The sequence below is a fragment of the Streptococcus sp. TATVAM-FAB8 genome, assembly GCF_046592795.1.
Taxonomy (GTDB): Bacteria; Bacillota; Bacilli; order Lactobacillales; family Streptococcaceae; genus Streptococcus; species Streptococcus ruminicola.
In genome coordinates this window covers 129,276-153,524 of the sequence record NZ_JAWVPQ010000004.1, presented here as the reverse complement: position 1 = coordinate 153,524, position 24,249 = coordinate 129,276, and the positions used below count along the sequence as shown (strand labels likewise).

At 39.1% G+C, this 24,249-nt stretch carries 22 protein-coding genes; 2 read left to right on the top strand and 20 right to left on the bottom strand.

Features of this window, described 5'->3' with window-relative positions:
• Nucleotides 1-434 precede the first annotated feature (434 nt).
• From rpsI to SFC32_RS04080, 17 genes are all read right to left on the bottom strand, one after another.
• Entirely contained in the window at nucleotides 435-827 is a 393-nt protein-coding gene (gene rpsI / locus SFC32_RS04160; protein ID WP_003067667.1) for a 30S ribosomal protein S9, read from the bottom strand.
• A 22-nt stretch (nucleotides 828-849) separates the two neighbouring features.
• Nucleotides 850-1,296: a 50S ribosomal protein L13 gene (gene rplM, locus SFC32_RS04155; RefSeq protein WP_003063191.1), complete on the bottom strand. Its 447-nt coding sequence runs from the start codon at nucleotides 1,294-1,296 to the stop codon at nucleotides 850-852.
• A 191-nt stretch (nucleotides 1,297-1,487) separates the two neighbouring features.
• Nucleotides 1,488-2,444 (bottom strand): ketopantoate reductase family protein, encoded by a 957-nt coding sequence (locus SFC32_RS04150; protein ID WP_411049532.1) that lies wholly within the window; start codon nucleotides 2,442-2,444, stop codon nucleotides 1,488-1,490.
• Between the two features lie 105 nt (nucleotides 2,445-2,549).
• On the bottom strand, nucleotides 2,550-3,197 hold the full coding sequence (locus tag SFC32_RS04145; protein ID WP_411216629.1) for a helix-turn-helix transcriptional regulator: 648 nt from the start codon (nucleotides 3,195-3,197) through the stop codon (nucleotides 2,550-2,552).
• A gap of 93 nt (nucleotides 3,198-3,290) precedes the next feature.
• Nucleotides 3,291-3,773: a hypothetical protein gene (locus SFC32_RS04140; protein ID WP_039697546.1), complete on the bottom strand. Its 483-nt coding sequence runs from the start codon at nucleotides 3,771-3,773 to the stop codon at nucleotides 3,291-3,293.
• Between the two features lie 82 nt (nucleotides 3,774-3,855).
• Nucleotides 3,856-4,716 carry a DegV family protein gene (locus SFC32_RS04135; protein ID WP_411049534.1) on the bottom strand — a complete coding sequence of 287 codons (861 nt, stop codon included), beginning with the start codon at nucleotides 4,714-4,716 and terminating at the stop codon, nucleotides 3,856-3,858.
• Between the two features lie 147 nt (nucleotides 4,717-4,863).
• Nucleotides 4,864-5,376, bottom strand: coding sequence for an NYN domain-containing protein (locus tag SFC32_RS04130; RefSeq protein WP_039697544.1), 513 nt, complete (start codon nucleotides 5,374-5,376; stop codon nucleotides 4,864-4,866).
• 45 nt (nucleotides 5,377-5,421) lie between these two features.
• Nucleotides 5,422-6,171, bottom strand: coding sequence for a 23S rRNA (guanosine(2251)-2'-O)-methyltransferase RlmB (gene rlmB, locus SFC32_RS04125; protein ID WP_074565004.1), 750 nt, complete (start codon nucleotides 6,169-6,171; stop codon nucleotides 5,422-5,424).
• A gap of 60 nt (nucleotides 6,172-6,231) precedes the next feature.
• Nucleotides 6,232-6,633 (bottom strand): Mini-ribonuclease 3, encoded by a 402-nt coding sequence (locus tag SFC32_RS04120; protein ID WP_003067681.1) that lies wholly within the window; start codon nucleotides 6,631-6,633, stop codon nucleotides 6,232-6,234.
• Entirely contained in the window at nucleotides 6,626-7,972 is a 1,347-nt protein-coding gene (cysS, locus tag SFC32_RS04115) for a cysteine--tRNA ligase (protein ID WP_074603553.1), read from the bottom strand. Before cysS ends, SFC32_RS04120 begins: the two co-directional genes overlap by 8 nt.
• A 31-nt stretch (nucleotides 7,973-8,003) precedes the next feature.
• The gene (gene cysE / locus SFC32_RS04110) at nucleotides 8,004-8,621 is read right to left on the bottom strand and encodes a serine O-acetyltransferase (protein ID WP_020916093.1); all 618 of its coding nucleotides are present in this window, start codon (nucleotides 8,619-8,621) and stop codon (nucleotides 8,004-8,006) included.
• A 15-nt stretch (nucleotides 8,622-8,636) separates the two neighbouring features.
• Nucleotides 8,637-9,392 carry an SseB family protein gene (locus SFC32_RS04105; protein WP_039697541.1) on the bottom strand — a complete coding sequence of 252 codons (756 nt, stop codon included), beginning with the start codon at nucleotides 9,390-9,392 and terminating at the stop codon, nucleotides 8,637-8,639.
• A gap of 45 nt (nucleotides 9,393-9,437) precedes the next feature.
• Nucleotides 9,438-11,630, bottom strand: coding sequence for a polyribonucleotide nucleotidyltransferase (gene pnp, locus SFC32_RS04100; protein ID WP_411049535.1), 2,193 nt, complete (start codon nucleotides 11,628-11,630; stop codon nucleotides 9,438-9,440).
• Nucleotides 11,631-11,846: 216 nt separating this feature from the next.
• Nucleotides 11,847-12,077 (bottom strand): GlsB/YeaQ/YmgE family stress response membrane protein, encoded by a 231-nt coding sequence (locus SFC32_RS04095; RefSeq protein ID WP_006531339.1) that lies wholly within the window; start codon nucleotides 12,075-12,077, stop codon nucleotides 11,847-11,849.
• Nucleotides 12,078-12,222: 145 nt separating this feature from the next.
• The gene (adhE, locus tag SFC32_RS04090; RefSeq protein ID WP_411049536.1) at nucleotides 12,223-14,904 is read right to left on the bottom strand and encodes a bifunctional acetaldehyde-CoA/alcohol dehydrogenase; all 2,682 of its coding nucleotides are present in this window, start codon (nucleotides 14,902-14,904) and stop codon (nucleotides 12,223-12,225) included.
• 480 nt (nucleotides 14,905-15,384) lie between these two features.
• Entirely contained in the window at nucleotides 15,385-15,654 is a 270-nt protein-coding gene (gene rpsO, locus SFC32_RS04085; protein WP_003063161.1) for a 30S ribosomal protein S15, read from the bottom strand.
• A 157-nt stretch (nucleotides 15,655-15,811) separates the two neighbouring features.
• On the bottom strand, nucleotides 15,812-16,975 hold the full coding sequence (locus SFC32_RS04080; RefSeq protein WP_411049537.1) for an MFS transporter: 1,164 nt from the start codon (nucleotides 16,973-16,975) through the stop codon (nucleotides 15,812-15,814).
• 61 nt (nucleotides 16,976-17,036) lie between these two features.
• On the opposite strand from SFC32_RS04080, the gene SFC32_RS04075 reads away from it, so the two are divergent.
• Together SFC32_RS04075 and def are read left to right on the top strand one after the other, a co-directional pair.
• Nucleotides 17,037-17,711: a Crp/Fnr family transcriptional regulator gene (locus SFC32_RS04075; protein WP_074870200.1), complete on the top strand. Its 675-nt coding sequence runs from the start codon at nucleotides 17,037-17,039 to the stop codon at nucleotides 17,709-17,711.
• A gap of 66 nt (nucleotides 17,712-17,777) precedes the next feature.
• A complete protein-coding gene (gene def, locus SFC32_RS04070; protein ID WP_039697537.1) occupies nucleotides 17,778-18,392 on the top strand; it encodes a peptide deformylase in 615 nt (204 codons plus the stop codon).
• Between the two features lie 190 nt (nucleotides 18,393-18,582).
• Here def and SFC32_RS04065 read toward each other — a convergent pair whose 3' ends face one another.
• The 3 genes from SFC32_RS04065 to SFC32_RS04055 form a co-directional block, all read right to left on the bottom strand.
• Nucleotides 18,583-19,128 carry an NADPH-dependent FMN reductase gene (locus SFC32_RS04065; protein WP_411049538.1) on the bottom strand — a complete coding sequence of 182 codons (546 nt, stop codon included), beginning with the start codon at nucleotides 19,126-19,128 and terminating at the stop codon, nucleotides 18,583-18,585.
• Between the two features lie 91 nt (nucleotides 19,129-19,219).
• Nucleotides 19,220-19,666, bottom strand: coding sequence for a MarR family winged helix-turn-helix transcriptional regulator (locus SFC32_RS04060; RefSeq protein ID WP_411049539.1), 447 nt, complete (start codon nucleotides 19,664-19,666; stop codon nucleotides 19,220-19,222).
• A 96-nt stretch (nucleotides 19,667-19,762) separates the two neighbouring features.
• A complete protein-coding gene (locus SFC32_RS04055; protein WP_411049540.1) occupies nucleotides 19,763-24,157 on the bottom strand; it encodes a PolC-type DNA polymerase III in 4,395 nt (1,464 codons plus the stop codon).
• Nucleotides 24,158-24,249 lie beyond the last annotated feature (92 nt).

Sequence of the window (24,249 nt, the reverse complement as noted above, 5' to 3'; positions counted from 1 at the left end):
CACCTTTTTTCAAGTTTTTTTCAACTTTGTTTCAAACTTGTTTCCGTCGCTCTCTCGAACAACAGCTATATTAGTTTATCATTTCTTCAACGCTTTGTCAAGAAGTTTTTTGAACTTTTTTCAAAGCCTTTTGAAATGTTTGCTGCTTCAAACAACAGCTTATTTAGTATACTAAACTTCATTTCCTCTGTCAACAACTTTTTTAGCTTTTTTTGATTTATTCTAGCAGACGCTCTCACAGGCTCTATTTAAGCATCAAATCACGTTCTATCACTTTTCCCTTTTATAGGGCAGTAAGACTCTTTGAGGCATTTTAAAAGGCACATGACTGCATTCTGAGTTTCTTCTCTAAATTTCTACTCCAATAAATGTTTCAAAAAAACAAAAAAAGAACACTCCAAAGAGTGTTCTTCTGTACAAATCTGTAAAACGAATTAACGTTTTGAGAATTGTGAAGCTTTACGAGCTTTTTTAAGACCTGGTTTTTTACGTTCAACCATACGTGCATCACGTGTAAGAAGACCAGCGCGTTTCAATGAATCACGGAAGTCTGGGTCTACTTGAAGCAATGCGCGAGCGATACCGTGACGGATAGCTCCTGATTGACCTGCGTAACCACCACCTACAACGTTAACGAAAACGTCGTATGAACCAACAGTTGAAGTAACTGCGAATGGTTGGTTGATAACAAGACGAAGGTCAGCATGTGGGATGTATTCTTCTACATCTTTTTTGTTAACTGTGATTTTACCAGTACCTGGGACCAAACGTACGCGTGCAACAGCGTTTTTACGACGACCAGTACCTGTGTATTGTGCTTGTGCCATTTAATAGATGCTCCTTTCTCTCTTAGATAAGTCCTTTAATATCAAGTACTTCTGGTTGTTGAGCAGCGTGTGTGTGTTCGCTACCTACGAAGACTTTCAATTTCATGCCTTGTGCACGTCCAAGAGTGTTGTGTGGAAGCATGCCTTTAACTGATTTTTCAATCAAGCGAACAGCATTTTTAGAACGAAGTTCACCTGCTGAGATTTGTTTCAATCCACCTGGATACATTGAGTGAGTGTAGTAGATTTTATCAGTTGCTTTTTTACCAGTTAATTTAACTTTTTCAGCATTGATAACGATAACGAAGTCACCTGTATCAGTGTGTGGTGTAAATGTTGGTTTGTTTTTTCCGCGAAGTACGCTAGCAACTACTGCAGAAAGACGTCCAAGAGGTACATCTGTTGCGTCAACAACGTACCATTTACGTTCAACTTGGCCTGGTTTAGCCATGAATGTTGTTTTGTTCATGAGTTCTCCTATACGAATTCGTTTTTGTTTACAAAGTGTGGATGTTCCGGTCCACGAGTTATTTGAAAGGTTCCGGGGCCTTACAAATGGGGTAAACAATACCGTTTATTATAATACCAAAAAAAGTGGTAGTAAGTCAACAGTTATGACTAATCTTTTCTAAGTTTTTTCGTCTTTTTAAAAGAAAACGCTTAGCGGTATTTTCGCGTGTTTTCAGCTAGATGAACTAGGTGACGCAAGAAGTCATGTGTCTTGGCTTGGTAGCCGTTTGCTAAGCCCAACTCATAAATATAGCCATTAATATAATCTACTTCTGTCTGACGCCCTTTGCTCATATCTTGATACATTGATGGATAGTGAAGTGGACTGGTTTCCTCACTGACATAACGGATAGTTTCCCACTCTTTTTCGCGGTTATTAAGTGGTTCAATACCTGCTAGACTTGCTACATCATACGCTTCATCAATTAGTTGTCTCCCCAGTTTCTCTGCTCCCTGATAATCAATAAATTGACCCATTCGGATTTCAAAAAGAGTACAAATTGTATTAATCACAGAATTGAAAACTACCTTTGTATAAAGAGTTCCTAAGAAATTATCTGTCACATTTGGATTTAGGTTTGCGGCTTTAAAATCTGCTAAAATTTCTTCTTGAACCACATCAAGTTTTCCTGACTGTGCTGCAACATTAATGGAACCTACTCCAGCCTTTCCGATAAAATCGACATCTCCTGCAGCTTTTAAAACTGTTCCAATTAAACAAGTCCCTGCCAAAACTTTTTCAGGAACAAAATAGTGATTAATCTTTTCAATGTGCCCCATGCCATTCATGCCAGTAAAAACGCATTGATTACTATTGAAGAAATGTTTACTTCGCTCTAGTAACTTTTGTAGATGCATCTGTTTATCAAAAATAATCAAGACATCTGGTTTCCCGTGATAGTTTTCTGGTAGGTAAATGTCAATCGGAACCAAGTGGCGGTTTTCGCCATCTCGTGACTGATAAACCCCTCCCTGTTTTTGAATTGTATCAACTTGTTCCTGCCAAGTATCAATAAAGTCTACTTGAGCTCCCAAATGTTCCTTCAGCAATAGTCCAAATCGTAATCCCATTGCACCACTTCCAAGTACAGCATACGATAAAGTCATCAATCTACCTCCCTTGATTTTTTAAAATTATATCACTTCTCTCAAGGAAGAAGGCAAATTGTGGGTATTGAATTTTTTTATGGCTGGTTATAACTATTGTGAAATCTACCCCTTAACACTCACATTATAGTCCAAACTAACAACCTTTTCATGATAATGATTGGCAGTGATTTGAACTTGATAAGAACCTTTTTTAAAGTAAAGTTTTTGGCTATCTTTTAATTCATCACCATCGAGTCGATACCAACACTTGTTATTTTCATCAACAATACTTAAATGTAAATCTCCATCATCTGTCATGCCATTTACTTCAAGATTCAACTTTTCATCTTCTGGCAATGTGAAATAACCTTTAGCAACTTCTAAAGTTTTTTGGCTAGTTGCACTTTGACCATAAGTCTTATCTTTTTTCATTGAAAACTTGACTGAGTGTTCTTCATTATAGTTATACAAAAAGAATGCTCCGATAAGGCAAACCACTGTGGCAATTACAGCAAGCATTGGCCACAGCTTCTTCTGCTTATCAGAATTTTTTGCTACACTTGGTATAGTTTCTTTTTTAATTAATTGGTCAACAGAGATGCCAAAATAATCACTAATTTTAACCAGCATTTCTACATCTGGATAGCTTTTCCCATTTTCCCAATTTGATACAGTCTGCCTTGATACATGAAAAATATTGGCAAAATCATCCTGACTCAATTTTTCTTGTTTTCGTAATTCACTGATGTTCATTCTTTTCCCGCCTTTCACCAAAATTATCCTCTTTTTTTCATTTGAATACTAGCAAATACCTTTTGACATCATAGCAAAACTCTTTGACATATCCCATTTAGCAATTTGACGTTACAAAAATTGCAGCAAATAACCATCTATTACGGCAATTAGAAGATACATCACAAAAGCTCTTGTAAATGATTCTATATGTTTTCTAGGATTCTGATATAGGTCTTTTTCAGGGATTTTTGTAAAACGAATGCGTTTTGTACGTCTCCACCAAATTAAATCAATCACAAGTAAATCAAATAAATTCAATCCTTGTCCTATAATGCTTAAACAAATGAAATTGTGTAAAAAGTTTGGCTTTCTAATAGCTATTCCCAAAATAAATAATATTACCAAAAAGATTAAAAAATTTAGCAAGAATGCCACACACTTATTAGTTGTTTTAACTTTTGCTCGATAATCCTCATTATTTCTTATCAAAGTCTGAACTTCATCTGGATACGATGAAAAACTTTTTAAATTTTTATCATCAGTTCCTGTCCCTAAAAAGCACAAGATAAAAAAGAACAGACACAAACCAACCGTCTCAATAGCTACAACCATCTTCCCTCACTCCAATTCAAATATTAAATACCACCGTCATTATGTTTTACAAAAAAAGCAGACTAAGTCCACTTTTTTGATTTTATCGTGCGTCTTTTCCGATTGTAAAGACAGCTAACGTTCCAGGCCCTACGTGAGCTGAGATAACTGGACCTAATGGCATAATAAGAACCTCATCAATCATGTCATGTTCGAGCAATGATTCTTTCAAGCTTTCAGCCCCTTCTAAATCATTAGCATAGGCAACAACAGCTGTTCTATGAGCGATAGATTTGGTCACTTGAGAAACAACTTCTTTTAGTGCTTTTTTGCGTCCACGAATTTTTGCTAGTGGAACAAGTTTTCCTGTGGCATCCAACCACAAAAGAGGTTTGATATTAGCTAAACTTCCCATGATAGCAGATGTTTTTGATAAACGACCGCCACGCATCAAATGATAAAGGTCATCAACTAGGAAATATGTTCGTAAGCGAGGCAAAATATCAATAATCATCGCTTTAGTTTCTTCGAGTGTCTTGCCTTCATCACGCGCTGCAGCTGCTAGGACAGATAAATAACCTTCTCCTCCTGCTGCTGCCAAGGTATCAACGATTTCGATAGTCGCATCTGGAAAATCTTCCAAAACAAGATCACGCGCAATCATTGAACTTTGGTAAGTCCCTGATAAGACAGAAGAAAAAGCTAGGTAAAGCACCGCATCACCATTTTGTGCATGACGACGGAAACTTTCCTCAAACTGTCCCACATTAACTTGACTAGTCGTTGGTTTACCACCATTTTTCATGCTTTCTAGTAGCTTTTCACTAGTCAAACGATTTGGACCAACCGTTTCATAGATTTCCCCGTCTAATTGAATGGTTAGTCCTAGGATTTCAACATCATGAGCAGTTGCCCAATTTTCATCTAAGTCTGCTGTTGAATCCGTTAGTAATTTAAAAGTCATAATTCTCCCTTTACTATAAAAACAATCATACGTTCAGTATTATCAATCATTGTCACAAAAATACTTTGATAGTCAAACGAATTCTTTTTCATTATAACAAAAAAGCCCGCAATTAGCGAGCTCCTTTAAAAAAAGTCCTTTGATGTTTTAAATATCATCAAGTAATTGTTTTAATTTATCCATCTGTCCATCATTCCACGGACTGAGTTTTGGTGTGGTTAAATCAATGTGCTTTGACATTTTGTCCAAGTCTGATTTAACCGTATTTACGCGCTGCTCCAATTCACGAGCTGATACCCGAAGGGCACCTTGCGAGAAGACAGTCCATTGTTCATTTAAATCACTGGTCGCAACTTCCACAAGATGGCGTGGTGTATTTAGCTCAGCTGCTGTACGTTCAATATAAGAATCAGCTGTTTCATCTTCTTCGGTGAAAATTACTTGGATTTTATATTGGTCATAACGTTGACGCAATCCTGGAACGTACTGAGCATCAAAGACACAGATAATATCCAGATTTTCAAAATGGGCATAATTATTGAGCTTACGCAATAAAATATTGCGTGCTTCATCTAATCGATTTGTCTTAAAGAGTTGACGTGTTTCCTGCCAAAAGGCAATCATGTTATAACCATCAACTAAGAGGATTCTTTTCTTCATTTTTTAGTCCTTTCACAGATGGCTCATCAAGTCTTACAAAAAAAATTAATCTACTTTATGACGGAAAACTTCATACATCAATACTGCAGCTGCCACACTGGCATTCAAACTTTGAACGTGACCGTTCATCGGAATCGTAATCATTTCATCCACTTGTTTTTTGATGTTTGGCGAAATGCCTTTTCCTTCGTTACCAATGATTAGGGCTAGTTTGCCAGCTGTATTCCATTTGTGTGATGGTGTTCCGTTCATATCTGTACCAAATACCCAGAAACCTTGTTCTTTCAATTTATCAAGCGTTTGGCTGAGGTTTGTCACACGAGCAATTGGAACATGTTCGACAGCGCCAGTTGATGTTTTAGCAACCACAGGTGTCACACCAACCGCACGATGTTTTGGAATAATCACACCAGTGACATTTGTTGCGTCAGCTGTTCGCAAAATTGAGCCAAAATTATGCGGGTCGTTGAGTCCATCCAAAATTAGAATCAGTGGGTTTTCTTCCTGCGCAGCTTTTTCTAAAATGGTATCTAATTCAGCATAAGCAAATTCTGAAACGCGTAAAACAAAACCTTGGTGAACGGCACCATTTGTCATATCACTAAGTGTTTTTTTAGGTGTCCAAGAAATAGAGACTTTTTTCTCTGCGGCTAGGCTTTTGATTTTATCAACATTTTTTCCACGCAAGTCGTCTTGGATGTAGAGTTTATTTCCTGTGTTAGCTTGAAGGGCTTCTGTTACGGCATGCACACCATAAACGATGTCATTTTGATCATTAAATTCTTTGTTCTTCATAGTGCTATTATAACATGAAAACCAGCTCTCATGCGAGAACTGGCTATTTTTATTTTTTACTTAATCTTCAATTTTTTCAACCGCTTGGATACACCAATCGATAAGCTCTTCGAGACGATCAATCTGCTCAGTCATGTGAAGATAGCCCATAACAGCTTCAAAACCTGTCGACATGCGGTAAGTCACAACGTCAGCATTTTTAGCTTTGGTATGACTATTTGTATTGCGACCGCGCTTATAGATTTCTTCTTCTTTTTCCGTCAATAGCTGCGCTTCTAACATCATATTAATCAGCATTGCTTGAGCTTTGGCTGAAACATACATCGTTGCTTTGCGGTGCAATTGATTAGGTTTTGTCATACCTTGAAAAATCAAGTGTTTACGAATATAAGTCGAATAAATGGCATCTCCTTCAAAAGCAAGAGCAATACCATTAATAAGATTGACATCTACCTTAGTCACGTGTCCACCTCACACCATCTTTAGTATCAAGCAATTTGATACCTTGAGCTGCTAGTTGATCACGAATAGCATCTGCTGTCGCAAAATCGCGATTCGCACGAGCTTCTTGGCGTTTTTCAATCAATGCTTCGATATCCGCATCAAGCACTTCTTCTTCAAAAACAATACCAAATACAGCAAGCATTTTAGCAAAAGTATCTTTGGTTACTTGGTCATAATTCCCTGAATTAATCCATTTCGCCATGTCAAAGACAACTGTAATACCATTTGCTGTGTTGAAATCATCATCCATAGCTGCTTCAAAATCAGCCTTGAATTTTGCAAGTTCAGCTGCATCAACAGCTTCTCCAAGTGGCAAGGTAAAGGTATTTTTCAAATACTTAAGGTTAACAGATGCATCGTGAACTGCTTTTTCGGTAAAGTTGACGGGTTTGCGATATTGTTGAGTCGCAAGGAAGAAACGAAGCACTTGACCATCAACAGTTTTCAACATGTCGTGGACTGTCACAAAGTTGCCAAGAGATTTTGACATTTTTTCATTGTCGACATTGACAAAACCATTGTGCATCCAGTAATTAGCAAATGTTTTCCCAGTTTTGGCTTCTGATTGAGCAATTTCATTAGTGTGGTGTGGGAATTCCAAGTCAGCTCCACCACCGTGAATATCAATAGTATCACCTAAAATACTTGTCGCCATTACAGAACATTCAATGTGCCAACCAGGACGTCCTTGTCCCCAAGGGCTTTTCCATGAAACTTCACCTGGCTTAGCAGCTTTCCAAAGGGCAAAATCAAGCGGATTTTCTTTGATGTCGCCTTCGCCATCAACACGACCGCTGGCACCAACTTCAAGGTCTTCCAAAGTTTTATTTGCTAATTTAGCATAGTTTTTGCTTTTAGCCACACGGAAATACACATCGCCATTTGCTTCATAAGCAAAACCTTTGTCCACTAGGTCTTTGACAAAAGCAATGATTTCATCCATGTAATCAATGACACGTGGATTTTTTGTTGCTGGTTCAACACCAAGTTCTTTGACATCTTCCATAAAGGCTGCAATGAATTTATCAGAAAACGCCTTTGTGTCCATGCCAGCCGCTGCCGCACCTTTGATGATTTTATCATCGACGTCAGTAAAGTTAGAAATATAATTTACTTTGTAGCCACGGTATTCAAAATAGCGGCGAATCGTGTCAAAAGCAACAACACTTCGAGCATTCCCAATGTGAATATAGTTATAAACAGTCGGTCCACAAACATACATGTTAACTGTATTTTCAGTAATTGGGACAAAGTCACGAAGACTTCTGGTCATTGTATCGTAAATTTTAATTGTCATGTTCCTTCCTCCAATCTCATCTTAGTTTTTATTAAAGTTTTGATGAATGTAAACTTTCGTAGCAAGCTGCTTCAAGTTTTGAAGTATAGTACTCACGGTGTTCTTCAAGGTCATGAATGGCATTTTCATCTTTTTTACCATGAACACGAACAACTTTCGCTGGTACTCCGACTACTGTTACATCTGCTGGAACATCCGATACAACGACAGCTGCTGCACCGACTTTGGAATTTTTACCAATTTCAATTGGTCCAATAACCTGTGCGTGCGCTGAAACAAGTGCTCCTTCGCGAACGGTTGGGTGACGTTTTCCGACATCCTTACCAGTTCCGCCCAGAGTCACACCATGATAAAGCATAACTCCTTTTTCTACAATTGCTGTTTCACCAATAACAAGACCAGAACCATGGTCGATAAAGACACCCTCAGCAATTTCAGCTCCTGGGTGAATTTCAATTTGTGTCCAAAAGCGCCAGAATTGGCTATGCATGCGCGCTAATAATTTCAAGCCATGTTTCCACAAGAAATGTGAGATACGATGCGCAGCCAAGGCTTTGACACCAGGGTAAGTTAGTATAATCTCCAGAGAGCTACGAGCCGCTGGATCGTTTTTCTTTACAATATCAATGGTTTCTTTCCACCAACCCATATCTTCTCCTTTCTTTTATTCGTCTTCGTCGATTTCAGACCAATCAACAAGAATTTGTTGGTCATCAAAGGGATTAATGGCAACTCCGACCGTTTCGTCAATGTCGTTTTCACCGTGTCCAGGTTGATAAATATCAGCCAAACGCCATGTCAAAATACTTCCTTGAGCATTGCGAAATGGTGTTCCAAAATCTTTGTGGTTATACCATTTAGCAAAGCTTTGAAGATTTGAAAAGGCTGGGACATAGCTTTTACCTTCTGGTGTAGACATTGTTGGGAACATACGGTCAAAGCTTTTATCGTCACGTGGGTGAACAAAGGCTGGGACAAGGTAGTATTTGTCCAAAGTATCAGCCGCAAGGTTTTCTTCACCCATAAGTTTATTCAAAATAGTTGTGTAAGCATTCAAAAATTGGATTAATTCACTACTTTTGAAGATAGTTGAATTGCCAAAATCGCCTGTTTTCTTAAGATTAAAGACAATTCCAGTTAATCCTTTTTCAATGACTTCTTTTAAAACATCCAAAGTTGGACGTTCAACCCAATTTTGATCATTGGCACTAGCTTGTTCAGATTTGAAAGTTTCCAAATCTTCCTTATCAGAAAAGACAGGAGTCACCTTTTGCCCTTCAATATCAAGAGCATAAGGTTGATCACTAGCCAAAACTGGGATGTTGTGCAAAGCATTGACAAGCGCAATGCTATCTAAAAAGTTGTCTGGTGCGTTAACAAACGCGCGCAAACGAATATCAAGTTCATTTAAATTTGTCATCGTTAAACTCCACATTTATAAAAAGATGAGCAAGCCAAAAAGTGATTAGTCGATTTTATCGTGTTTTTCTTTGTGGTCACGCAAGTGTCCGCCAAATGGTGAGTGCCCTTTGTGTTCTTTTTCATGTTTTTCAGCTCTTGGTGGACGTGGAAGAAGAGCTTTCATTGACGCATCAACACGTCCTTTGTCATCTACTTTGATAACTTTAACATCAACTTCGTCACCAACTTCAAGAACGTCAGAAACGTTAGCAGTACGTGTCCATGCAATTTCTGAAATGTGAACAAGGGCATCTGTCTTATCAAAGAGGTTAACAAAAGCACCGAATTTTTCAATACGAACAACTTTAGCGTGGTAAACTTCACCAACTTTAGCTTCACGAACTAAACCAGCAATAATTTCTTTGGCACGGTCGATAGCTGCTTGGTCTGATGAGTAAATTGAAACATTTCCTTCATCGTCAATGTCAATTTTAACACCAGTTTCTTCGATAATTTTATCGATGGTTTCACCACCTTTACCGATAACCACTTTGATTTTATCAACATCAATCTTGATTGTATCAATTTTTGGTGCTGTTGGTGCCAAGTGAGTACGAGGTGCTGGGATAGTTGCTGCAATCAAATCAAGGATTTCAAAACGAGCTTTCTTAGCTTGAGCAAGAGCTTCTTTCAAGATTTGCGGTGTGATACCTTCAATCTTGATATCCATTTGAAGGGCTGTAATACCTTCACGAGTACCTGCAACTTTAAAGTCCATATCACCAAAGTGGTCTTCAAGACCTTGGATATCTGTCAAGATTGTGTAGTTGCTACCGTCTGAAATCAATCCCATGGCAATACCAGCAACTGGTGCTTTGATTGGCACACCACCAGCCATAAGAGCAAGGGTACCTGCACAGATTGAAGCTTGTGAAGATGAACCATTTGATTCCAAAACTTCAGCTACTAAACGGATAGCATATGGGAATTCTTCAAGACTTGGAAGAACTTGCGCAAGAGCACGTTCACCAAGAGCACCGTGACCAATTTCACGACGACCTGGCGCACCGTAACGTCCAGTTTCACCAACAGAGAATTGTGGGAAATTGTAGTGGTGCAAGAAACGTTTCTTGTACTCAGCACCAAGTCCATCAACGATTTGAGTTTCACCCATTGGAGCAAGTGTCAAAACTGACAAGGCTTGAGTTTGTCCACGTGTGAAGAGACCTGAACCATGAACTTTTGGAAGGTAGTCAATCTCGGCATCCAATGGACGGATTTCGTCAACACGACGGCCATCAGGACGGATTTTATCTTCTGTAATCAAGCGACGAACTTCGGCATGCTCCATTTGTTCAAGAATTTCAGCCACGTCACGCATGATTGTTTCGTAGTTTTCATCGTCAGCGTAGCGTTCTTCGTAAACAGCAGTTACTTCTTCTTTGACAGCTTCAGTTGCTGCTTCACGCGCTTTTTTCTCTTCAACTTGAACAGCTTTTTGAAGATCTGCATTGTAGGCTGCAATGATTTCAGCTTGCAATTCTGGGTCAACTTGTAGCAATTCAACTTCTGCTTTTTCTTTACCAACAGCTGCAACGATTTCTTCTTGGAAGGCAATCAATTCTTGAACAGCTTCATGTCCTTTAAGAAGAGCTTCAAGCATGATGTCTTCTGACAATTCTTTAGCACCAGATTCAACCATGTTGATAGCTTCTTTTGTACCAGCAACAGTCAATTCAAGAAGTGATGCTTCTTTTTGTTCAGCTGATGGGTTAATGATGAATTCACCATCGATGTAAGCCACTTGAACACCAGCGATAGGTCCGTTAAATGGAATGTCTGAAATAGACAAAGCAAGTGAGCTACCAAACATGGCTGCCATTGGTGCGCTAGCATCTTCATCATAAGAAAGAACAGTGTTAATCACTTGAACTTCGTTACGGAAACCTTCAGCAAACATTGGACGAATTGGACGGTCAATCAAACGTGCTGTCAATGTCGCATCAGTTGTAGGACGACCTTCACGTTTGTTGAAACCACCAGGGAATTTCCCAGCAGCATACATTTTTTCTTCGTAGTTTACTTGAAGTGGGAAGAAGTCACCAGTTGACATTTTTTTAGACATGACAGCTGCACTAAGAACAGTTGATTCACCGTAACGAATCACTGCAGCGCCATTAGCTTGTTTAGCAACTTGACCAATTTCAACAACAAGTGGACGACCAGCAAAAGTCGTTTCAAAAGTTTGTTTTGACATTTTTATTCCTCTAACATTTTATTTTGATACGTCTGTTTTCTACAAAAACCAGTCTGTAAAAGACTTATAAACTCGTCTTTGCATAAAACCACGTATCTTCATTATTTTATCACATTTTATAGGAAATAGCAGAGCTTGCAGCACAGTTTTTTAAGAATCATTAAAAAGCAGCTACCAAACAGTAACTGCTTCTTCTTATAGCGTTTTATCAAATAATTACCCAAAAAATAAATCAACAACTGCAATAACGATAATGGCGCCAAGTACAGATGGTAAAATTGCCATGCCAGCAAGACTAGGTCCCCAATAACCAAACAAACTTTGACCAACAAATGAGCCCACAAGTCCAGCAAAAATATTATAAATGCAGCCCATTGACTCACCTTTCTTAGTGATAGCTCCTGCAATTATCCCAATCAAAGCCCCAACAATTAATGATCCAATCATAACAGTCTCCTTTAATGCAATATCTCTAGACAGGTCTTACAAAAATCCCTGATTAACCGTTTTTATCAACACCTTCATTCTACCACAAAAGCCTCCCAAAGGGAGGCTTAAAAATGTCAACTAATACAATTGTTAAGAAGAGGTATTAGAACATGTCAATCAATAATTGTTTCAACTCAGCAATGTAAGGTTGACGTGGGTTAGCAGGTGTACATTGATCATCGTATGCAAGTGATGCTAATTTATCAACTGCTGCATCAAAGGCTTCTTTTGTAACACCATTTGCAGAAAGACGAGGGTCAACATCAACAGCTTTCATCAAAGCATCAATACGTTCGCAAAGTGCTTCTACCAATGCTGCATCATCTTTACCTTTAAGACCAAGGCTACGAGCAATATCAGCGTAATCACGTTGTGCACGGTATTCTTCATAACGTGGAAAGACTGAACGTTTCACATTTCCTGCAACACCATTGTAACGAATAACGTGTTGCATAGCAATTGAGATAGCTAAACCGTGAGGAAGGCCAAATTCACCACCAGTTTTGTGTGCGATTGAGTGATTAATACCTAGGAAGGCATTTGAGAAGGCCATACCTGCAAGTGTTGCTGCGTAGTGCATATTTTCACGCGCTTGTTCACCACGAAGTGTTGGGTGTTTAGGATCATAGTTATATGAATCTTCCAAGTTTTCGATAACCAACTTGATAGCTTCAAGTGACCATGGACGAGTCAAATCAGATGCCATAACTGAAACATAAGCTTCAAGGGCATGTGACAAAGTATCAAGACCAGAAAGAGCAACGGTACGTTTTGGCACTGTCATAACAAATTCTGGGTCAACAATAGCAACTTGTGGTGTCAATTCATAGTCAGTCAATGGATATTTAACGTGAGTATGATCATCAGTAATAACAGCGTAAGGTGTTACTTCTGAACCTGTACCAGATGTTGTTGGGATACAGAAGAGACGAGTTGCTGTTTGATGTTTGAATTTTACGATACGTTTACGGATATCAATGAATTTTTGTTGCAAACGTAAGAAGAGTTCGCTGACATTTTCGTAGCTGTCAAGGAAATCAGCTTCTTGATCAAGTGAGTATTCGTAGATGTAACGTGCAATTTTAGCTGCATCAAGAGCAGAACCACCACCGACTGCGATAACTGTGTCTGGTTTGAAATCACGCATTTGTTTGGCAATTTCAATCGTTTGACCAAGTGTTGGGTCTGGTTTGATTGTACCGTAAATTGATGTCGCAACTTTTTCATCACGCAATGCCAATTGAGCAAGAACAGTATCAACAAAACCAAATTGAACCATACCTGGGTCTGCAACAATCAAAGCGCGTTGCATTGGTTCGTATTCGTCTTGCAAATAAGAGATAGCATTTTTTTCGTAGTATGTTTTTTCTGGTAGGCGAATCCATTGAGGACGGTTGCGACGTTTAGCAACTGTCTTAACATTTAAGAGATCGCCAGTTGAAAGATTGTGTGACAATGAATTTTTCCCCCATGATCCTGTTCCAAGTGTTAAGCTAGCTTTAAGTGCATCTGTGTAGACATCACCAATACCTCCGACTGAATCTGGTTGGTTAACCAAGACACGTGATGCTTTCACAGCGTCGCCATATTCAGCAACAAATGGGTCTGCTTGAGAACCAATTTGAATACCAGCATTGTGTCCTGCACCTTGGTAGTCAAGAAGTGCTTCAACAATTTCAACACCTTCTTTACGGTCTTTAGCTTTATAAACTGAAAGGAGTGGAGAAAGTTTTTCAGAAGATAGTTTTTCACCGATGTTTTTCTTATCAAGTTCAAATAAGAGAACATCTTTACCTTCTGGTAATTTGACACCGGCTTGTTCACAAATCCAACGAGCTGGCATACCAGCAACTGGACCGTTAACGCCGTGTCTGTCATTAAAGACAAAGTCTTCAAGTTTTTTATAGTCCTTCTTAGGTACAAGGTAGGCACCCTTATCTTGCATTTTTTGAAGCCATTCATCATAGATTGGTGCTTCAACAACTGCAGAGTTTTCAGTTGCACAAATCATACCGTTATCAAAACGTTTTGATAGCAACAAGTCTTCTACAGCGCGATCAACGTGTGCTGTTGCATCAACATAGATAGCACCGTTACCAGCACCAACACCCATTGATGGGTTACCTGATTTAAGAGCGGCATTTACCATACCAGGTCCACCAGTTGCCAAAATAGAAGCAATCTTCGGATTTTGGATAAGCGCTGATGTATTTGCAAGAGACGGTGTTTCAATCCATTGAACAATGTTTTCTGGAGCACCAGCTTTCACTGCGGCATCATAAAGAATTTGTGCGGCATGTGCTGAACAGTTTTGCGCTTGTGGGTGGAAAGCAAAGACAATCGCATTACGTGTTTTAAGAGCTACCAAAATCTTGAACATTGTTGTTGAAGTTGGGTTTGTTGTTGGAACAATACCAGCCAAAACACCAAGAGGTGCTGCGATTTGGATACTTCCTGAAACCTTATCTTCCCCAATGATACCTACTGTTTTTTCATTTTTGATACGTTCATAAACGTACTCAGTAGCGAAGTGGTTCTTAATATCTTTATCTTCAACGACACCACGACCAGTTTCTGCATGAGCTTCTTTTGCTAATTCAAGCGAAGCTTCTGAACCTGCAAGAGCCATCGCTGCGACAATGTTATCAACTTGTTCTTGTGAATAAGTTGCATAAACACGTTCAGCTTCAAGAGCTTTTTCGACAAGAGCTCCAGTGTACTGTTGAGCCAATTCTTCTGCGCTCAACTCGTTATTCTTTACATCTGCATTTGTTGCTTTAGCCATTAAGAAAACCTCCTTATAAGTACCCTTAAAAATAAGTGCCTCATTTTTTGAGAAGAACTATATTAATGATTGATACTAAAATAAAAACAAGACCGTATAGTCTGGAATTTCAAAACTCAACGTTATTACTTGAGGTTCTCTTCACTATAAAAACTACACAAAATCAAAAGTTAAATTCTTTAATCATCATATCATTGTGATATTCTTCACCAATTATATTAACCCTTTTTCAAAAAAAGGTCAAGTATTTTTTGTAAGCTTTTTCATTTTTATTGTAAAGCCAATGTAAGGGGATACATTTATATACCTATCTTTTCCTTTTACACTAATACTTTTGCCACTTTTGACATTTTCATCTTCAGCAAAAACTCATTTTCATTAAAAATCTATCCTTCAATATCTTTCAAAATAAGCAGCTGAATGTACAAAAAAGCTCCTTGGAAAACCCAAGAAGCTTTTGCTCGACCGACGAACGTCAGATTAACGACGAAGACCAAGTGATGCGATCAATTCGCGGTAACGGTTAACGTCTGTACGGCGAAGGTATGCCAACAAGTTACGACGGTGACCGATTTTTTTCATCAATCCACGGTAAGTTGCGTGGTCTTTTTTGTGTTGTTTAATGTGTTCGTTAAGGTGGTTGATTTCCCAAGTAAGAACAGCTACTTGAACTTCAACTGAACCTGTGTCACCTTCGTGACGTGCGTATTGAGCGATGATTTCATTTTTTTTCTCTTTTGAGATTGCCATAATTTTTCTCCTTTATATTGCTTCATCCGAGTGGTAGGTTTTTGGCGGATCCTACGACCAAGAAGAAGTTACTTGTCTTACGACAGTCCTTATTGTAGCAGATTGTTTCTACTTTTGTCAAAGGTTTTCCCTTAATTTAACGTGACTTTAACACAAATTAATTTTTCTTTGAAAAACGTGTTTTAATAATCAAACCTAGGCAAATAACCAAGCTGATAACAGCGTAAATGATAAAAGCAAAGCCTGGTTGTGGGCTAAATTTTGAGAAGAGGTTCAAAACAATTGCTGCGCTTGCCCCACCAAGATTACAGAAAATCAAGATAAGCGTAGTCGCATTTCCGATTAATTGCGGTGAGATGTTAGTTGAAACATCACTGAAGACGCAGGTAACCACAATACTGTACCAGAAACCTGATAGCATTGCACCGATTAGCATCACCCAAAGATTGTTAGCAAAACCTACCATAAATAGTCCAAGAGCAAATGGAATCATTGAAATGGTAATCAAGTTTTTGCTAAAGCGTCCAAGCAAACCTTCAAAACAAATTCCTGAAAGAATTCCCATAAGCATCATACCACTCAAGATTAGGCTGGCTTGACGAGGACTCCCAAGATGCAGTTGGTCAACAATAACTGGGATACGAAGACTGTTCGCACTATTGATGTTAATAACAAAACCTGCCAATAAAGATAATCCGACGATGTACAAAATATCTTCTTTTCTAAATTTAGCACGAGTCTCATCTTGTTGGAGTTCTTCTACTTCAACCTTAGGTTTTGGTGCAAAAATAAGGTAAACAGCAAGAATTGGCAAAGCAAATAAGTAAACACTAAATGTCCATGACCAACCAAGAACAACAATGAAACCAACAATCATGGTCAACAAGGCATTACCAATAATTTCAAAAGAACCACGAAGACCGAGCATCTGAGCTTGTTCACGTCCAGCATAAGTCTCACTGATAATACTGATGGCACGAGAATTAATCAAACCAATCCCGATACCAAGCAAAATACGTGATACAAAAACTAATGAATAAGTCTGAAAAACGACTGGCATACTACCACCAAAGGCAATCAAAAGAAGACCTAAGATGATACTGAGACGTTCAGAGATTAGACGTTCGATAATTGGATTTAGTAACAACATGGCAAGAATCGCAAAAGATGATAGTGAAAATAGAAATTCCACCTGACTAGCGGCGTATCCTTGCTGATGAAATGTTGTAATCATTTGGGGTAATGCTGTCGACGGAGATAACGTCGAGACCAGCATCAAAGATAGAGATAGGAGACTAAATTTCTCCAAAAATGTTTTCATAGAAACTCCTTACTTGTTTTTTTCTCCATTTCCAGTATAATCAAAGTTAGCGCATAAAAATATGACTTTTGTCATAACAAAGGAGGTCTGTGTGTCTTTAGAAAAATATATCCAAGACTATCAGCTTGAAAAAATCTTTCCGAGACATTATTTTGATAAATTGCAAGTCCGCGAATTAGTTGCTGGAGATGCCATTTGTCACCAAGGAGAAGCTTTGACAGCACTCTCTTATTTTGCAAAAGGAAAATTAAAAATTGTTCGTCGCTTATTTAACGGAAAAGAGCATATTTTAGATATCAAAGAAAAACCAACGCTTATCGGAGATATTGAATTATTAACTGATCAGCCAATCGTGTCTTCAGTTGTCGCTCTTGAGGATACCTTAGTCATCCAACTCCCTTTAACTGGGATTCGCGAGGAATTATTAGCTGATAATGATTTGCTTCTAAATCTTAGTAGAGGACTCGCTCAATCACTTTATGAGCAAAATATCCGTGCTTCTACGAATTTGAATTACACACTTAAAGAACGTCTAGCCACTCACATCTTGGCGATTGAAGACAAAGGTGTCTTCAAGTTAGAATTAACTAGTCTTGCCGATTCATTCAGTGTCAGCTACCGTCATTTACTTCGTGTGATTCATGAATTTATCGATTTAGGCATTATTGAAAAACGTCGCCCCTACTATTATATCAAAGATATGAAGAAACTTATCGACTTGAAGATCACTAACTAAGCCAATAACTTTCTCGTTAAGCATTTTTATGCTATAGTGTTATATAGAATAATTTGAGGAGAAAATATGTCAGTTATTGAAAAATTAGCAAAACCAAGTCATTTAATCAATATGAACGATATTATTCGCGAAGGTCATCCAACTTTGCGTAAAGTTTGTGACGATGTCACATTCCCATTATCTGATGAAGAAATCATCTTAGGCGAAAAAATGATGCAGTTCTTGAAAAACTCTCAAGATCCTGTAACAGCTGAAAAAATGGGCTTGCGCGGAGGTGTTGGCTTGGCAGCACCACAATTGAACGTTTCAAAACGTATTATTGCTGTTCTTGTTCCAAACATGGAAGACAAAGATGGTAACCCACCAAAAGAAGCTTATAGCTTGCAAGAAGTGATGTACAATCCAAAAGTTGTCTCACACTCTGTTCAAGACGCTGCACTTGCTGATGGTGAAGGATGCTTGTCAGTTGACCGCGTTGTGGAAGGATACGTTGTCCGTCACTCTCGTGTTACTGTTGAATACTTTGATAAAAACGGTGAAAAACACCGCATCAAACTTAAAGGTTACAACTCAATCGTTGTCCAACACGAAATTGACCACACAAATGGTATCATGTTCTACGACCGCATTAACGAAAAGAACCCATTTGCTGTTAAAGATGGTATGCTAATTGTCGAATAAACCATAAAGAGAGGAAATCCTCTCTTTTTTTGTAACTAAAAAAGCCTAGGATGTCAAAATCCTAGGCTTTTTATATGTCACAGTTTTTGATATTGAAAGGCTAAACCAATATGACTGTGATAAAGGTGAGCTAAGCTGAAAATAGGAAAAGCTGACTCACCTATGAATTTGTTAAATGGTAAAACTTAGATTAATCAAGCGCAGCAAGAAGAGCTTTGGCTTGTTTATCAAGGTTGGCAAGAACCTCATCAGTTGCGATAAATTTGCCATCTGCCCAAGCAGAGTCATTCACACGTGTTGTTGTGATTTCATCAACAAATTTTGTACGGATGAATGGGAACAAAGCACGGTAAGCATCTGCCACTGGTTCGTGTCCACCATTTGCAAGGATAGAAACAGTTGTCACTTTTTCATTAAGGGCTGATGGACCTGTTGGGTCTGAAAGATCAAGCGCACGGCTCAACCAGTCAAGCAAGTTCTTCACTGAACCAGGAATCGCAAAGTTATAAACTGGTGAGAAGAACCAGATAGCATCAGCTGCCAAGACAGCGTCACGTGCAGCTTGCACAGCAGCTGGTGTGTTAGCTTCCAAATCTTGCGAGAAGACTGGAACTTGTGACCAGTCTAGGTATGATACTTCTGCTTTGCCTTCAAGTGCTTTTTCAGCATTTTGAGCAAATTGTTGATCAAAAGATCCCTCACGTAATGAACCAACAACAAATAGAATTTTTTTCATTATATATCTCCCTTTTAAGGTTAATTAGTCTGTTAAAAGTTATTTATCACTAAATAGTACTTTTTCTATATTGTCATTGTACGAATTATTGCTACTTTTGTAAATTAATATGCTCACGCGGTTTAAATTTTTTTAGAAGTCGGATAAGCTCTTCTTGTTCTTCTTCAGTGAGCACTGAAAAGGTGTCCTGGATTTTTTCGATGTGTAGTGGCAAAGCATGTTCAATAACTTGACGACCTGCGTCTGTTAGAGTTACTAGATAAGCACGTTTGTCGTCAGGACAAGTGTGGCGTGTCACCCATCCTTTTTTCTCCATGTTACGAATTACTACCGTCATATTACCTGAGGTCGCTAAAATACTGTCCATTAATTCACCAATTTTCATGGGACCCTTGCTATAAAGAACATCCAAAACACTAAATTGAGTTTGCGTTAAATCATCTTCCTTGAATGATTCTGACGTTTTAGCATCAATTGTTCGATACGCTTTTCGTAAAACAACCATAGCCTTCACAGCTGTATTCGTGATCCCTGACATCTTTCCTCCTGCTTTTCAACTGATATGAAAACGAACAAACTATCTCAGATAAACTGAAAATAATTTGTCCGCTCTTTTTTTATTATTGTAATGATTTTAGAAGAAATCGTCAAACAAACTGAGTTGGTTATCTTCTGGCATGTTGCCAAGGATTCCCATTTCATCCATTTTTTCAACTAGTGTTGCTGAAACACCACCGCGTTTGCGAAGTTCCATTTTAGATAGGAATTCACCTTCTTCACGCGCTTTAACGATTTGTTTTGCAACGTTTTCTCCGAGACCATCCATAGCTACAAATGGTGGAATAAGGGTATCACCGTCAATAATGAACTCTGTCGCATCACTGCGGTAAAGGTCCAATTGACCAAATTTATAACCACGTTCAAGCATTTCATTGACCAACTCGAGCGTTGTGTAAAGGTCGATTTCAACGTTTGAAGCTTCATTATTTTTACGTTTGGTTGAAATCTCAGCCATGCGTTCTTTAACGGCATCAAGACCAGCACTCATTGTCTTGATATCAAAGGCTTTGGCACGAATTGAGAAATAAGCGCAGTAATAATAAAGTGGGTAGTGAACCTTGAAGTAGGCCACACGAAGGGCCATCAATACGTAGGCTGCCGCGTGGGCTTTCGGGAACATGTACTTGATTTTACCACAAGATTCGATGTACCAATCAGGCACATTATTGTCACGCATCGCTTGAATGTAGCCATTACGTTCTTCATCAGAAATCTTCAACCAGCGTCCTTTACGCACACGTTCCATAATGGTAAAGGCCATTTTTGGATCTAGTCCCGCGTGCATGAGGTAAACCATGATATCGTCACGACAACCGATAACGGTTTTCAGTGTGGCAATACCTTCTTTAATCAAATCTTGGGCATTTCCAAGCCAAACATCGGTACCATGTGATAGTCCAGATAACTGAAGCAATTCGGCAAAGGTCGTTGGATGTGTTTCTTCAACCATGCCACGAACGAAGTTTGTTCCGAATTCTGGAATACCAAGCATACCTGTCGGTGTTCCGATTTGTTCAGGCGTTACACCAAGTACTTCAGTACCTGAGAAGAGTGCCATAACATCTGGGTCATCCGCAGGAATATCTTTGGGATCAATACCAGACAAGTCTTGCAGCTTACGAATCATTGTCGGATCATCATGACCGAGGATATCAAGTTTCAAGACGTTTTCGTCGATATCGTGGAAGTTAAAGTGAGTGGTTTGCCATTCAGCTGACAAATCATCGGCTGGATACTGAACTGGCGTAAAGTCATAAACATCCATATAGTTTGGAATAACAACGATACCACCCGGGTGTTGACCCGTTGTACGTTTCACCCCAGCAGCACCTTGTGCTAAACGCTCAACTTCTGCTTCTGGGTACATTTTCCCGTAATCACGTTCATAACCTTTAACAAATCCGTAAGCTGTACGGTCAGCGACCGTACCAACGGTTCCGGCACGGAAAGCATATTGTTCTCCAAAAATATCACGAACGTCCAAGTGAGCTGAGGGTTGGTCATCACCAGAGAAGTTCAAATCGATATCGGGAACTTTATCTCCATCAAATCCAAGGAAGGTTTCAAATGGAATATCATGTCCATCTTTCTTATAACGTGTGCCACATTTTGGACAATCCTTGTCAGGAAGGTCATAACCTGAACCAACAGAACCATCAGTGATAAATTCTGAATGCTGACAATTTGGGCAGACATAGTGTGGCGGCATTGGGTTAACTTCGGTAATCCCAATCATGGTTGCCACGAAACTTGAACCAACAGATCCACGCGAACCAACCAAGTAACCACGTTTATTAGAACGAATAACCAGCATCTGAGAAGCCAGGTAAATCACGGCAAATCCATTACCCAAAATCGAAGTCAATTCTTTTTCGATACGTCGGTCAACAATATCTGGTAGTGGGTTTCCATAGATTTCAAAAGCTTTTTGGTAAGTCATCTCTGCGACACGTTCTTCTGATTTTTCAAGGAAAGGCGTGTACAAATCTTTCTTAACCACTTCGATTTCTTCAAAGCGCTCAGCAAAATCACTCGTATTCTTAACAACGATTTCATAAGCCAAGTCTTCACCGAGGAAAGAAAATTCGTCTAGCATTTCGTTGGTTGTGCGGAAATGGGCTTTTGGTAATGGAGCTGGCTGAGCATCTTCACCACGACCAATTGGACGGTTAATCGGTGCCCCTTGTCCTAAACTACGTACAATGATTTCTCGATAAATCTCATCTTCTGGTTCAATGTAATGAACATTACCAGTCGCAAGCACAGGCTTATTAAGACGACGACCAACTTCAATCAAATCTCGAATGACTTGACGAATACCTTCTTCATCTTTAATTGTTCCTTGTGCCAATAGCGGTGCATAAATGGCAGGCGGCATGACTTCGATGAAATCATAGTATTTAGCCACTTCAACAGCTTTATCCACACCTGATGTCAAAACTGCATCAAAAACTTCACCTTCTGAGCAGGCTGTTCCTAGCAAAAGCCCTTCACGGTGCGCATCAAGAACTGTTCTTGGAATACGTGCTACTCCTTCAAAATATTTGACGTTTGAAAGACTGACAAGCTTGAAGATATTTTTCAACCCAGTTTGGTTTTGAACATAGATCGTTGCATGTTTTACACGAGCTTTCTTATAAGAGTCTTCAGCCACCAATTTTGTGTTCAAGTCCATCATGTTTGTAAGGCCATGATTTTCACGTGCTTCTTTCAAGAAAATAAAGAGCAGGCGACCAGTTGCTTCGGCATCGTAGTTGGCCATGTGGTGGTGTTCAAGAGACACTTGGAAACGTTTAGTCAACGGTCCCAAACCATGACGTTTGTACTCTGGATAAAGATTTCGTGCCAATTCAAGCGTATCAATAACTGGCTGCGTGATGGTTGGCATACCATGACGTTTGTAATTAGCATTCATAAAGCCAACGTCAAAGGTCGCATTGTGGGCAACAAGTACAGTATCTTTACAGAAATCTTGGAACATTTGAAGCACTTGTTCGATAGGCTTCGCATTGCGAACATGATTATCCGTAATCCCTGTCAATTCTGTCGTAAAAGCTGACAAATGGTGACCTGGGTTGACGAATTCATCAAACTGCTCAACAATGTTACCTTTGTACATTTTTGAAGCGGCAATCTGAATCAAATCATTGTGCACCGCAGAAAGTCCTGTTGTTTCCACGTCAAATACGACATACGTTGCTTCATTCAGCTCTAAGTCAACAGGATTGTAAGCAATCGGCACCTTATCTTCAACGATATTGGCTTCCAATCCGAAAATAGCCTTAATACCGTCCTTACGAGCTCTATGATAGCCGTGAGGGAAACTTTGAACATTTCCATGGTCAGTGATGGCAACAGCCTTATGACCCCATTTAGCAGCTGTATCAATCAACTCCTCAACCGTTGGCAAAGCATCCATGGTTGACATGTTCGTATGCGCATGGAATTCCACACGTTTCTGGTCTTCTGGCATCAAATCCTTGCGGTCATGGTGAACAATTTCTTTGACATCTTGCACATTCATAGTAAGGGCATGCGTGAAATTATTGTTCTCAATATTTCCGCGAACACGAAGCCATGACCCCTTAGCAATCATGTCATATTTTTTCAATTCTTCATCGTCTTTAGCCCATTTTTGCATGGCAAAGCTTGATGTATAGTCTGTCATCTTGAAATTGATGATATGACGACCTGTACGAGTAGTTTTCTTTTCAACATCAAAAACCATTCCTTCAAAGACAATACGGTTTTCTTCTGTTGTGATTTCAACCATCGGCGTGATTTCGGCATTTTCAAAACCTGCACGGCGTTGTTTAGCGCGTTCTTTGAAATCAAATTTTGGTTTTGGAGCTTCTTCAGCTGGTGGCATTGACGCTTCTAGAGACTTAACGGCTTCACGGTTTTCTTGCACCGCTTTTTCCACCATGGCTTCACGATTAGTTGTAAAATCTTCTCGAAGCGCTTGTGTCATAGCTTCATTTGAAACCATATCAATCATCAAGTTTCCGAAACCAAAGGCCTTAAATTGACGTGCTAGGTTAGGCAAATGATTTTTTCGGAAATGCTCATTATTAACAAAAGCTGGCGCTTCAATCAATAATTTATGACCGTCGTATGACACTTGAAGCTTGCTAAATGAGGCTTTAAAACTAGCGCTATTACATGGCGAATGTTCAAACGCCTCTTCATAATAAGCCTGCAAAAGTGGTTGTGAGAAATCAATCTTTTCTGCCTGAATATCAAAAGTCGCTGTAATATCCGCTTGCTTAAAGGTATTAACCAAGCGATAAGCTAACTCACGATAAATATCAATCGGCAAAATCTCTGCAAATGAAAAATGGAATTCCCAGAGGCGGGATACTGAGTGTACCTTAACTTCACGAATATCTGCAGATGAAAAAGCAGAAGATTGTCGCATTTCAAGCGGCATATCGATTTGCTCCATCAATTTTTTAAATAACTCTGACATAAAACGTCAATTACCTCAATTCCAAAAATCTAACTTTCTATCCTAAGTAAAAGAGGGACATCAGTCGCCCTTTTACTTTTTTATCTATCAAT